The 12,144-nt window shown below is 68.0% G+C and carries 10 protein-coding genes, 1 pseudogene and 1 riboswitch; of the genes and pseudogenes, 4 read left to right on the top strand and 7 right to left on the bottom strand.

Annotated elements, in window-relative coordinates:
• Window positions 1–88 precede the first annotated feature (88 nt).
• Genes ABZ789_RS10835 through thiO form a run of 3 tightly spaced genes read right to left on the bottom strand, consistent with a single transcriptional unit; the run spans window position 89 to window position 2,134 of the window.
• Window positions 89–874, bottom strand: a complete 786-nt coding sequence (locus ABZ789_RS10835; protein WP_358423190.1) for a thiazole synthase — start codon at window positions 872–874, stop codon at window positions 89–91.
• Window positions 867–1,082 carry a sulfur carrier protein ThiS gene (gene thiS, locus ABZ789_RS10830; RefSeq protein WP_358423187.1) on the bottom strand — a complete coding sequence of 72 codons (216 nt, stop codon included), beginning with the start codon at window positions 1,080–1,082 and terminating at the stop codon, window positions 867–869. The genes ABZ789_RS10835 and thiS overlap by 8 nt, the downstream gene beginning before the upstream one ends.
• On the bottom strand, window positions 1,079–2,134 hold the full coding sequence (gene thiO, locus ABZ789_RS10825) for a glycine oxidase ThiO (RefSeq protein ID WP_358423879.1): 1,056 nt from the start codon (window positions 2,132–2,134) through the stop codon (window positions 1,079–1,081). The genes thiS and thiO overlap by 4 nt, the downstream gene beginning before the upstream one ends.
• A 5-nt stretch (window positions 2,135–2,139) precedes the next feature.
• Window positions 2,140–2,252: riboswitch (TPP riboswitch) on the bottom strand.
• Window positions 2,253–2,278: 26 nt separating this feature from the next.
• Between thiO and thiE the strand changes: the two genes are divergently transcribed.
• Window positions 2,279–2,968, top strand: coding sequence for a thiamine phosphate synthase (gene thiE / locus ABZ789_RS10820; protein WP_358423184.1), 690 nt, complete (start codon window positions 2,279–2,281; stop codon window positions 2,966–2,968).
• A gap of 75 nt (window positions 2,969–3,043) precedes the next feature.
• Here the strand turns inward: thiE and ABZ789_RS10815 are convergent, their stop codons facing one another.
• Entirely contained in the window at window positions 3,044–3,898 is an 855-nt protein-coding gene (locus tag ABZ789_RS10815; protein ID WP_358423181.1) for an NUDIX hydrolase, read from the bottom strand.
• Between the two features lie 136 nt (window positions 3,899–4,034).
• On the opposite strand from ABZ789_RS10815, the gene ABZ789_RS10810 reads away from it, so the two are divergent.
• Genes ABZ789_RS10810 through ABZ789_RS10800 form a run of 3 tightly spaced genes read left to right on the top strand, consistent with a single transcriptional unit; the run spans window position 4,035 to window position 8,656 of the window.
• Window positions 4,035–5,387 (top strand): hypothetical protein, encoded by a 1,353-nt coding sequence (locus ABZ789_RS10810; protein WP_358423179.1) that lies wholly within the window; start codon window positions 4,035–4,037, stop codon window positions 5,385–5,387.
• A gap of 23 nt (window positions 5,388–5,410) precedes the next feature.
• Window positions 5,411–6,346, top strand: coding sequence for a glutamate ABC transporter substrate-binding protein (locus tag ABZ789_RS10805; protein ID WP_358423877.1), 936 nt, complete (start codon window positions 5,411–5,413; stop codon window positions 6,344–6,346).
• 6 nt (window positions 6,347–6,352) lie between these two features.
• Complete coding sequence (locus ABZ789_RS10800; protein ID WP_358423176.1) at window positions 6,353–8,656, top strand: tetratricopeptide repeat protein; 2,304 nt, start codon at window positions 6,353–6,355, stop codon at window positions 8,654–8,656.
• Between the two features lie 6 nt (window positions 8,657–8,662).
• Here the strand turns inward: ABZ789_RS10800 and ABZ789_RS10795 are convergent, their stop codons facing one another.
• From ABZ789_RS10795 to ABZ789_RS10785, 3 genes and pseudogenes are all read right to left on the bottom strand, one after another.
• On the bottom strand, window positions 8,663–9,877 hold the full coding sequence (locus ABZ789_RS10795) for an acetate kinase (RefSeq protein ID WP_358423173.1): 1,215 nt from the start codon (window positions 9,875–9,877) through the stop codon (window positions 8,663–8,665).
• Window positions 9,874–11,958, bottom strand: coding sequence for a phosphate acetyltransferase (gene pta, locus ABZ789_RS10790; RefSeq protein WP_358423170.1), 2,085 nt, complete (start codon window positions 11,956–11,958; stop codon window positions 9,874–9,876). Before pta ends, ABZ789_RS10795 begins: the two co-directional genes overlap by 4 nt.
• A 66-nt stretch (window positions 11,959–12,024) precedes the next feature.
• Window positions 12,025–12,144 (bottom strand): annotated as a pseudogene (locus ABZ789_RS10785) (glucose-6-phosphate dehydrogenase (coenzyme-F420)); the annotation flags it as partial.

The following is a 12,144-nucleotide window of genomic DNA, read 5'->3' as shown; positions in this document are numbered from 1 at the left end:
GTGACGCAGCGCCGTCGGAGGACGAACACTGCCGTCGTGACCGGAATGCTCGGACGGCCGGTCCGCTCGGCGAGCCGGACCCGGCCCGTCACGGCTCCAGAGGCGATGATGCCTGCGCCCAGAAGCGCTTCGGGATCCGTCCGGCATGCCGCGCACGGAAACCTGCGTCGACGGCGTGCCGCATCGCCGAGGCCATCAGCGCAGGATCCTTCGCGCGGGTGACGGCGGTGGCGAGCAGGACTGCGTCGCATCCGAGCTCCATCGCGAGTGCGGCATCGGACGCAGTGCCGATCCCGGCGTCGAGGATCACCGGTACGCCCGCCGCTTCGACGATCATCTCGATGTGATGCGGGTTCGAGATACCGAGGCCGGTGCCGATAGGCGAACCGAGGGGCATCACTGCGGCGCAGCCGACATCCTCGAGCCGTCGTGCGAGAACCGGATCGTCGGTGGTGTAGGGCAGGACGACGAATCCGTCGTCGACGAGTTGCTCTGCTGCGGAAACGAGTTCGATGGCGTCGGGAAGCAGGGTGCGCTCGTCGGCGATGACCTCGAGTTTCACCCAGTCGGTTTCGAGCGCCTCCCGGCCGAGTTGCGCGGTCAGCACCGCTTCCTTCGCGCCGCGGCAACCGGCGGTGTTCGGTAGCGGCTCGATTCCGAGGCGGCGCAGCAGGTCGAGGACACCGGTCCCGGACGCCGCGTCGACGCGGCGCATCGCGACGGTGGTGAGCTCGGTGCCCGACGCGACGAGTGCTTCCTCGAGCACGGCCAGGTTCGCCGCGCCGCCCGTACCGGTGATCAGCCGCGACCCGAAGGTGCGGCCGCCGATGGTCAGCTTCGGCAGATCGGCGCCGGAATCGTACGTCTCAGCCACCCTGCACCGCCGTGAGAATCTCGATGGTCGCACCACGGCCGACCGGTTCCGACCAGCGTCCACGCGGGAACACGACGCCGTCGACGGCGACCGCGATCCCCTTCTCGGGCAGACCGAGTTCGTTCAGCAACTGCGACACGGTCGGCGCCGTGTCGTAGTACTTGTCCTCACCGTTGACGGTGATACCCACGGACACCTCGTTCGTCATCCCACACTCGCTTCCGTAATTCGTCGGGGACAGGCGTGCTTCGCGTCGGAGAGCGACTGCCCGCCGAGTTCGGCGAGCACCGCGTCGACGGTGAGCGGGGTCAGCAGCACCCCGTTGCGACCGTGCCCGGTCGCGGCGATCACGCGATCGGAGAGCCGGCCGATGAGCGGCAGGTTGTCCGGGGTCATCGGGCGCAGTCCCGCACTCGCATCGAACAGTTCGTACTCACCGAGCGCCGGGAAGACCGTCTCGGCATCGGATATCAGATCGCGCACTCCCGCCACCGTGACCTGCGTGTCGGATGCCTCGTACTGCGTCGCACCGACCACGAGACCGTCGTGGCGGGGAACCAGATAGGCGGGTCGCCCGTGCACGCTCGCACGCACCGTCCGCTGCGGCGGCGGAGTCGCGCCCGGCCGCACCCGCAGACGCAGGATCTCCCCTTTGACCGGTCGCACCGGAAGTCCGGGCCACAATCGCGCCGACGCCGCACCGGCCGCGAGCACCAACTGGTCGTCGCGAAGGTCGGCGAGATCGTGCACCACGGCATCCGAGAAACGCACACCGGATTCGGTGGCCGCTACGCGTAGTGCGTCGACGAGCGCCCGGTTGTCCACCGACATTTCGGTGGGGGCGAGCAATCCCAGGCGGACACGCGGCCCGAGAGAAGGTTCGAGTTCACGGATCTCGGAACGCGAGAGCAACCGCATCTCGTGCCCCCTCGCCTGGACCCATTCGGCCACGGTCCGCAGGTCGGCGGCGTCCGCCGCGTCGAGCGCGAGGGTCAGGGACGCCTCGGCGGTGAACACGTCCACCTCGGTTTCCGCGCGCAGCGCATCCGCGAAACCGGGCCAGCGGTCGAGCGAGGCCGCACCCAGCGACAGGACGTGATCCTCACCTGGCCAGCCCTCGGACAACGGTGCCAGCATTCCGCCGGCCACCCACGAGGCTCCACCACCCGGATTCGGGTCGTGGACGGTCACAATGTGCCCTGCTCGTGCTGCGCGCCAGGCGATCGACAGTCCGATCACTCCGCCACCCACGACGGCCACAGTCGCCACTGTTCCCCCTCACTCCCTGCGCCGGCATGATCCGGGTCAGGTCATAACGGTCGGGGCCGGCAAGCCCCCTCTCAGCCCCGCGATCCCCGGGACTCCCGTGTCGTCACCTTCTCCCTAGAGGCTACCGTCTTGTTCGTGACCACCTATCGCGGCAACCACCCCGACCCGCGCGGCCGACTCGCGACCGCCCGGTTGTATCTGTGCACCGACGCCCGCCGCGACACCGGCGATCTCGCGCGGTTCGTCGAGGAGGCGCTCGCCGGCGGGGTCGACATCGTCCAATTGCGTGACAAGGACTCGGCCGGCGAGAAGAAGTTCGGACGCCTCGAGGCACGTGAGGAACTCGCCGCCCTCGAGGTCATCGGTGCGGCGTGTGCTCGCCACGGAGCGCTTCTCGCCGTCAACGACCGGGCCGACATCGCACTCGCGGCCGGCGCCGACATCCTGCACCTCGGCCAGGGCGACCTGCCGGTGCGGCACGCGCGGCAGATCCTCGGCGACGAGATCGTCATCGGCCGCTCGACGTCGAGCCGGGCGCAGGCCGCGCTCGCCGACATCGAGGAGGGCGTGGACTACTTCGCCTCCGGGCCGGTTTGGGACACACCGACCAAACCGGGCCGTACCGCCGCGGGATTGGAGGTGACGCGCGAGGTCGCGCAGTCGCAGCCGGCACGCCCGTGGTTCGCGATCGGCGGCATCGATCTCGAGCGACTTCCCGAGGTGCTGGACGCAGGTGCCACGCGCGTTGCGGTGGTGCGAGCGATCACGAAGGCCTCCGATCCGCGGGCAGCAGCGGAGGCACTGAAGGCGGCCCTGCCGGCCTGATCGGAGGCACTGAAGGCGGCCCTGCCGGCCTGATCGGAGGCACTGAAGGCGGCCCTGCCGGCCTGATCGGTGCGGCTACAGCCAGGACAGGACATCCGACGGCGACATCGCGATCGTGCCCTCCGGTAACCGCGCGCGCAGCCCTCGGTCGGCGGTGACCACGACCGTCACCCCGGGGTCGAGCGCGGTCGCCGTGGTCTCGGCGAGCCGGGCCAGTTCGTCGTCGCCGCTACCGTTCGCGGTGTGCACGGGAATGCGGACGTCATCGATCGTCGCACCGCGGGCCTGCCCTTCGAGCACCGCCTCGACGCGGGGAACCCACCCGAACGATCCGTCCGAGAATTCGACCGTGCGGGGCAGCACGGCCGCGAGGTCGGCAAGCAGAACGCTCGTCGCTCCGGGGCGGTCGCGCCACCACCCGGTGGGACCGTTCGCCCCGAGGACGTTCGCGGTGTCGAGCAGCATCCGCACCGGCAAGGTGCGCAAGGACGGCCACGAGGCAGCGAAGCCACTGTGCAGCGGCATCGTCTCGACCTCCGGTTCCGGCACCCAGCGCAGTTCGGTGCTCTCCTGGTTGAGGCTGGTGGCGAGCCTTTCGGTGGCGTCGGCGACGACGGTGGTGTAGGTCCACCCGCCGGGCAAACCGGAGGTGATCCGTTCGGCGCGGACCGACACCGCCGCCACGTCGATCCCGGCTTCCTCGTGCGCCTCTCGCACGGCCGCGTCGACGGTGCTCTCGTGGGAGTCGCGGGCACCGCCGGGGAGCGCCCAGGTTCCGCCCTGATGGCTCCACGCCGCTCGGTGCTGCAGGAGTACCGCCGGCCGGCCGTCGGCCAAGGGCGCACGCAGCAGCAGACCGGCGGCGCCGTGCCGTCCCCAGCGCTTCCCGCCGTCCGGTCCGACCGTCCAGCCGTCCCCGTCTCCCCGCATTGCGTCCGCCTCTCCGATCCGGTCCGGTACGGACCCGAGCCCCGGGCATCGGACCACCCTGTCCGTGGACGGAAACGATACCGCCGGGCTGCTTATATGCTCCCCTCGGACCGGCCGACACGAGAAAGGGGGCGCCGTGGATGTACGTTTCACTCCTCCCTTCGCTCCGCTCGAGAGCCGCGTGAGGGAGACCGCCGATCCGGACACCGCGGACGTCCGGTTCGACGAGTTCCGTGCCGTGCTGCGATCGACCCCGGCACGGTTGCTCGCTCTCGGGGCGATCCTCACGATGTTGCTCGGCGTGTCGGCCGCGGTGTCCGCGAGCACGGTCGCGGGGCGGCAGGCCACCCACGACCGGCTCCTGGCATCCGTCGAGCCGCTCGCGAGTGCCGCCCAGAATCTCTACAGCGCGCTGTCGGTGGCCGATGCCGCCGCGGTGACGGGTTTCATCTCGGGGGGCCTCGAACCCGCAGCGGTGCGCGATCGCTACGTTCGGGCGACGAGCGAGGCTGCGGAGTATCTGATCATCGCGGCGACGGGTCTGACGGACGCCGACCGCGACACGGCCGACGATCTGACCGAAATCGGACGCCTGTTGCCGGTCTACACCGGATTGATCGAGACGGCACGGGCGAACAACCGCAGCGGCCATCCCGTCGGTGCCGCCTATCTGGGCGAGGCGTCGTACCTGATGCAGACCGAACTGCTTCCGGCAGCGCAGGCACTGCACACGCGTGGTATCGCCGCCGTCGAGGACACCCAGCGTGACGCCGTGAGGCCGCCGTGGCTCGCGATCGGGTTGCTGCTGGTCACGGTCTTTGCTCTGTGCGGGGCCCATGTCTTCGTGAGCCGAATCTGCCGCCGCACCCTGAATCTCGGAATCATCGCCGCGATCGCCGCGACCGGTGTCCTCCTGTGCTGGATGCTCGTCGCAGGCCTGGCATCGTCGGGTGCGACCGAACGCGCCGTCGAAGAGGGCGCCGAGCCGCTCGCTGCTCTCACGGAGGGACGCATCCTGGCCCAGCAGTCGCGCACGGCCGAAACCCTGCTGCTCGCCCGGCGCGATGCGACCGGCGCCTACGACGCCACGTTCGAGACCAACATGGCCCGGCTCGGTGACATTCTCGACGAGTATGTGCGCGACTCCGATCTCGAAGCCGGATCCGACTCGGTCGCCGCCGCCCGTTCCGCGCACGAAGCCTGGATCAATTCGCACGCGCGCATGGTGGACGCGCTCACGCGTGGCGATTACACGGCCGCTACGGTCCTCGCAGTCGGCTCCGAGCCCGACGAATCCACTGCCCGTTTCGCCGCTCTGGACGAGGCCATCGGAGCAGCGATCGACGAAACTCGTACGGAGTTGCGCGACAACGAGTTCCGCGCCTCGCGCAGACTCACCGCCCTCGCTCCGATGTCGACGGTGCTGCTGACAGCCGCACTCGCCGGAGTTTGGTTCGGCCTGTGGCGACGGTTGAAGGAGTACCAGTGAGGACGCGCGTTCTCGCCGCGGGCATGTGTGTCCTCGCCGCACTCGCCACCGGATGTGCGACCGATCCCCCGCCGCGGGCTCCCGGCCGGCCGGTTACGTCGGTCTCCCTCCCGTTGCCCGAGAACGCGCGACTCGTCGAGCCCTCGGTGTCCACACCGGCCGCACCCGACTGCGTCGATGCGACCGCGTCACTGCCGCCGGATCCGGTCGCGACAGGACCCGCGATCGAGCGGATCCGGGCACGCGGCCGGCTCGTCGTGGGACTCGACACGGGCAGCAATCTCATGAGCTACCGCGATCCCGCCACGGGCCGGATCACCGGTTTCGACGTCGATATCGCGCGGGAGATCGCCCGCGATCTGGTGGGCGATCCCGACCTCGTCGAATACCGCATCCTGAGCTCGGCGGAACGCGAGAAGGCGCTGCAGGATTCGACGGTCGACATCGTCGCGAAGACGATGAGCATCACTTGCCCCCGCCGGGAAAGGGTCGATTTCTCGACGGAGTACTTCCGCGCCCAGCAACGGGTACTCGTCGTCAAGGGTTCCGGTATCCGCTCCGCCGCGGATCTCGCCGGGCGACGGGTATGCGTCGTCGAGGGCACCACCTCTCTGGAGCGGACACGGCAGGTCCAGCCGTCGGCGTCGATCCTCGCCGTGCCCTCGTGGGCCGATTGTCTCGTCGTACTCCAGCAACAGCAGGTCGACGCCGTGAGCACCGACGACACCATCCTTGCCGGTCTCGCCTCGCAGGACCCCTACCTCGAACTCGTCGGCCCTCCGCTGGGCTCCGAGTCGTACGGAATCGGGATCCGGAAGGGCAACGACGATCTCGTGCGGTTCGTCAACGCCACCCTCGAGCGGATCCGATCGGACGGTACATGGACGGCGCTGTACGACAAGTATCTCCGGGTGCTCGGTCCGGTTCCGTCACCCCCGACGCCGAGATACCGGGAGTGACGGAACATGATCGACGAACCCGGGCAGGACGACAGTCCGCCCCAGGATCCGGGCCCCGCGACGGCGCCGGCGACGGACCCCTCCGGGTCCGCAACCGAACGCGGCCCCGCCCCCTCTCGCTCCGGTTCCACACCACGGGCCACGATGTGGTCGGGTCCCTCCTCCCAGCGGTCGACGAGTCGCCGCGTGCGCGGAACGCGAGGCCGCAGGATCGCCGGTCTCGTCGATGTGCCGGTACCCACTGCGAAGGACCCCCTCGACGCGGTTCTCCGCAATCCCCATGTTGCGGAGGGAAAGCGGTTCTGCTGTAAATGCGGAGAACCGGTCGGCCGCAGCACAGCGTCCGGTCCGGGACCGACCGAAGGTGACTGCCCGAAGTGCGGAACCCACTTCGAGTTCACCCCCGCCCTGCACCGCGGCGACCTCGTCGCTCGGCAGTACGAGGTGCAGGGCTGTCTCGCACACGGCGGCCTGGGCTGGATCTACCTTGCGATCGACCGCAACGTCAGCGATCGCTGGGTGGTCCTGAAGGGTCTGCTGCAGGGTGGCGATGCCGAAGCCCAGGCGGTGGCGGTGGCCGAGAAGCAGTTCCTTGCGGAGGTCAGCCATCCGAGCATCGTGCAGATCTACAACTTCGTCGAACACCCTCTGCCGGACGGCACACCCATGGGCTACATCGTCATGGAGTATCTGGGCGGCCACACCCTGCGCACGGTGCTCGACGACTACCGTCCGCCCAGCCGTATTCCTGTCGAGCAGGCCATCGCGTACATGCTCGAAGTGCTTCCCGCATTGCAGTATCTGCACGACACCGGCCTGGTCTACAACGATCTCAAGCCCGAGAACATCATGGTCACCGACGAACAGATCGAGCTCATCGACCTCGGGGCGGTCTCCGCGATCGAGGGCTACGGCCATCTGTACGGAACATCGGGATTCCAGGCTCCCGAGATCGTCCGCACCGGGCCGACGGTCGCGAGCGACATCTACACGGTCGGCCGCACTCTCGCGGTGCTCACCCTCGACATGCCGTCGAACGAGGGTCGCTACCTCGACGGGCTCCCCACCCCCGAGCAGGCACCCTTGCTCGCAGAGTTCGACTCGTATCACAGACTCCTCCTGCGTGCGACGAATTCCGATCCTCGGCAGCGCTTCTCGTCCGCAGACGAGATGCAGGGCCAGCTCACCGGAGTGCTCAGGGAGATCCTGTCGAAGAAGCTCGGCACGGAGCATCCCGGCCTGTCGGGCCTGTTCAGCCCACAACGTACGACCTTCGGTACCGATGAGGCACTCGTACCCACGGACGTGTACACCGACGGCGTCGAACGCGACGCCAAACTGCGGGGACGGGATGTTGCCGCAGCGCTGCCCGTACCGCTGCTGGACCCCGACGATCCGAGTGCCGCGCTGCTCGCAGCGGCGGTCCACAGCGAACCACAGCAGACCCTCGACTCGATCCGGCACGCCCGGCAGAACGGCGCCGGGCAGGTTGCCGGTGTCTCCGACGTGTCGTTCTCACCAGAGATCGCCCTTGCAGAGGTCCGTGCCCATCTCGATCTCGCACAGGTCGACAGCGCTGCCGAAATCCTCTCACGCGTCGAGCGCGAGAGCGGCGGCGACTGGCGCATCGACTGGTACGCCGGTATCGCCGACCTGCTCCAGGACGACTACGAAAAGGCATTCGACCGGTTCGACAAGGTGCTGCAGGCGCTTCCCGGCGAGATCGCTCCGAAGCTCGCACTGGCCGCCACCGCCGAACTGACTCTGCAACATTGGGAGAGCGACGATCCCGCCGCCTGGGAGCGCTTCTGCGAGGACTCCTACCGGGTCGTGTGGCGCACAGATCATACGGTCGTCAGTGCCGCGTTCGGACTCGCACGCAGACTCACCGCGCGCGGGGAGGTCCGGGCCGCCGTGGATGTGCTCGACGAAGTCCCGACGACATCCCGGCACCACAGCGCTGCGTCCATGACCGCCGCGCTGGTCCTGCTGCGCGGCGGTCGCATCGAGACAATCACCGAGAGCGACCTGCGAGAGGCCGCGCACCGGATCGCATCGCTCCCACGCGACGAAGGACGCGCTCTGCAGATGCGCGCACTCGTACTCGGCACCGCACTCGAATGGGTATGCAGTGGAAAGACATCGAGCCGCGATCACGATCGTCTCCTCGACGCACCGTTCACGGAGAAGGGGCTACGCCTGGGTGTGGAGGCGGCCCTGCGGCAGCTCGCCCGCGAGGCCACCACCCGCACCCACCGCTACGCCCTCGTCGACCTCGCGAACGCGATCCGTCCGCGCAGCCTCACCTGAGCCACGTCACGTCCGGGCGAATTTCGCTGCGGCCCTGGCGATGGCAAGCTCCTCGTTGGTGGGCACCACGAGCACCTCCACCCGCGAGGAGTCGGCCGAGATCCGGCGTTCCCCGCGCCCGTCGGCGGTGTTGCGGGCATCGTCGACGACGATGCCGAGGCGGTCGAGGCCCGCAAGGCTGTCGCGCCGAACATCGACGTTGTTCTCGCCCACTCCTCCGGTGAAGACGATCGCGTCGACCCCACCGAGTTCGAAGGTGTACGCGCCCAAATACTTCCGGATGCGGTGCACGTAGACCTCGTACGCGAGTCGCGCGTCCTCGTCCCCCTCGCCGACGAGATCGAGCAGGGCACGGAAGTCGTTGACACCCGACAGACCCTTCAGGCCCGAACGCCGGTTGAGCAGGTCGTCGATGGCGTCGACACCGAGGCCCGCCGCCCTGTTGAGGTGCATGACGACTCCCGGATCGATATCGCCGCTGCGCGTTCCCATCACGAGACCTTCGAGGGGCGTCAGGCCCATCGACGTGTCGATCGGCCGTCCACCCGCGATCGCCGATGCCGACGCACCGTTACCGAGATGAAGCACGACGAGATTCAACTCCGTGATGTCACGACCGAGAAACTCTGCCGCGCGATGCGAGACGAATTCGTGCGAGGTGCCGTGGAATCCGTATCGCCGGATGTCGTGCTCACGCGCGACGTCGCGGTCGATCGCATAGGTCGCCGCGTACGCGGGCAAGCTGTGGAAGAAAGCGGTGTCGAAGACCCCCACGTGTGGTACGTCGGGCAGTTCCTCCCTCGCCACCTCCATACCCACCGCGTTCGCCGGGTTGTGCAGGGGGGCGAGAACCGACAGTTCCTCGACGGCGCGCACTACGTCGTCGTCGATGAGTGTCGGTTCGTAGAACACCTTGCCGCCGTGGACGAGACGATGCCCGACCGCGATGATTCCCACCTCGTGCAGAGGCCGGCCCAGCCCTTCGAGCATGTCGAGCACGGTGCGCAGCCCGGCGCGGTGATCGGGGATCTCCGCGATACGTTCGTCCACACCTGTCGTGTGGTGGAACACGATCCTGCCCTCGGGCTCACCGATACGTTCGATCAGACCGTGTGCCAAAGACTTCCCGCTCTCGGGTTCGATCAGCTGAAACTTGATCGACGATGAACCGGAGTTGAGAACCAGCACTGTGCCTGCGGTGGCCGGGTTCGTAGGGGTCACGCTTGCTCCTCCTGCGCCTGGATCGCGGTGATCGCGATGGTATTGACGATGTCCTGAACGAGGGCACCGCGAGACAGATCGTTCACCGGCTTGTTCAATCCCTGAAGTACGGGTCCGACCGCGACGGCGCCGGCACTGCGCTGGACGGCCTTGTAGGTGTTGTTACCGGTGTTCAGGTCGGGGAATACGAATACCGTGGCGCGGCCGGCCACCTCCGAGTCGGGCAGCTTCGCACTCGCGACCTTCGGTTCGATCGCTGCGTCGTACTGGATGGGACCTTCCACCGGAAGGTCGGGGCGCCGCTCCCGCACGTACGCCGTGGCGGTACGCACCTTGTCGACGTCGGCGCCAGAACCGGATTCACCGGTCGAATACGACAACATCGCGACCCGGGGTTCGATACCGAACCGGCCGGCGGTCGCAGCCGACGAGATCGCGATGTCCGCGAGCTGGTCGGCGGTCGGATCCGGTACGACAGCGCAGTCGCCGTAGGCGAGGACGCGGTCGGCGAGACACATCAGGAAGATGCTCGAAACCGTCGACACGCCGGGTTCGGTCTTGATGATCTCGAGTGCGGGACGAATCGTGTGAGCGGTTGTGTGCGCTGCGCCCGAGACCATGCCGTCGGCGAGACCCTGATGCACCATCATCGTGCCGAAGTACGAGACGTCGCGCATGATCTCGTGTGCACGTTCCACAGTCATGCCCTTGTGAGCGCGCAATTGCGCGTATTCCTCCGCAAACCGGTCTGCGTACTCGGAGGTGCGGGGGTCGAGGATCTGAGCCTCCGACAGGTCTACGCCGAGTTCCGCCGACCGCTGCCGCACAGCCGACTCATCGCCGAGGATCGTAAGTTTCGCGATACCTCGCTGGAGTACGCGTCCTGCGGCCCGGAGGACGCGGTCGTCCTCGCCCTCGGGCAGCACGATGTGCCGTTGTTGCGTCCGCGCCCGGTCGATGAGTTGGTATTCGAACATCTGCGGAGTCGTCACGGACGGACGTGGCAGCCGTAGCCGGTCGAGGAGGGCATGAGAGTCGACGTGTCGTTCCATCAGCGCGAGAGCAGTGTCGATCTTGCGCTGCGCACCGAGGGCCATGCGCCCGCGCGTGCGGTCCGCAGCCGAAGCGGTGTCGAATGTGCCGAGGTCGGTCGTGAGGATCGGCAGCGACGGCTTGAGGGCGGCGACGAGCTGGGCGATCATCGGGTGAGGCAGCAGCCCGCCGTTCATGATGATGCCGGTGAGCGTCGGAAACCCCTCGGCCGCATTGGCATTGACGAGGGCGAGAATCACGTCGGAACGGTCGGCCGGGACGATGACGACGACGCCTTCGGTGAGCCGCTCGAGAATGCGCTCGGCGGTCATGCCACCGACCATGATGCGCAGCGCTTCACGCTGCAGCAGGTCGGGGTCGCCGCTGTAGAGCTCTCCGTCGATTGCGGTCTGCAGTTCCGCCATCGTCGGGGCGACCAGGGAGGGAACCTCGGGAAGCGTCCACACCGGCTCTCTGCGTTCGCCCAGTGCCTCGGCCACTTCGTCGAGCGCTTCGGGATCGCACCGATTCACCACGACCGCACCGAGGTGGGCGTGTTGTGCTGCGAGTTCACTCGCGCACACGGCAGCGAGCTGAGCGATCTCGGCCGGGGTGCGACGGGAACCGCGCAGGACGAGCAGGACCGGCGCGTCGAGGTTCGCGGCGACGCGGGCGTTGTAGGACAACTCGCTGGGATTCGCGATCTCGGTGTAGTCGCTACCGACGATGACGACCGCATCGCAGCGGTCGGCCACCGCATGGTATTTGCCCACGATGTCGCTGAGCGCCCTGTCGGGGTCGTCGTGCACGGCGTCGTAGGTGACACCGATGCAGTCCTCGTAACCGAGGTCGACGGTGGTGTGTTCGAGCAGAAGTTCGAGGATGTAGTCGGTGTCGCTGTCGGAACGCGCGATGGGCCGGAAGACACCGACGCGGGCCGTGGAGGCGCACAGCGTCTGCAGTACACCCAGCGCGATGGTCGATTTCCCGGTGTCCCCTTCGGGACCTGCGATGTAGATGCTCGATACAGAACCTGGCTCGACGCTCATGTATGTCACCCTAGTGCGGGGCGCCCCTTCAGGAGGGGCACCCCGCGCCACATCGCAGGACGTGGATCAGGCGAGGGCGCGCAGTCGGGGTGCGAGGTCCCGCTCGAACAACTCCAGGAACCGCTTCTGATCATGCCCCGGCGCATGGAACACCAGATGATTCAACCCGGCCTCCACATACGCCCC

The sequence above is a fragment of the Rhodococcus sp. NPDC047139 genome, assembly GCF_040643435.1.
Classification (GTDB): Bacteria; Actinomycetota; Actinomycetes; order Mycobacteriales; family Mycobacteriaceae; genus Rhodococcus.
Note: the sequence above shows the minus strand (reverse complement) of the source record. Positions and strands in the feature narration are given on the sequence as shown.

What these genes read in the sequence shown, in the direction of transcription:
- ABZ789_RS10805 (WP_358423877.1), top strand. Translation starts at nt 5,411, where the DNA reads ATGTGTGTCCTCGCCGCACTCGCCACCGGATGTGCGACCGATCCCCCG.
- ABZ789_RS10815 (WP_358423181.1), bottom strand. Translation starts at nt 3,898, where the DNA reads ATGCGGGGAGACGGGGACGGCTGGACGGTCGGACCGGACGGCGGGAAG.
- thiS (WP_358423187.1), bottom strand. Translation starts at nt 1,082, where the DNA reads ATGACGAACGAGGTGTCCGTGGGTATCACCGTCAACGGTGAGGACAAG.
- pta (WP_358423170.1), bottom strand. Translation starts at nt 11,958, where the DNA reads ATGAGCGTCGAGCCAGGTTCTGTATCGAGCATCTACATCGCAGGTCCC.
- ABZ789_RS10800 (WP_358423176.1), top strand. Translation starts at nt 6,353, where the DNA reads ATGATCGACGAACCCGGGCAGGACGACAGTCCGCCCCAGGATCCGGGC.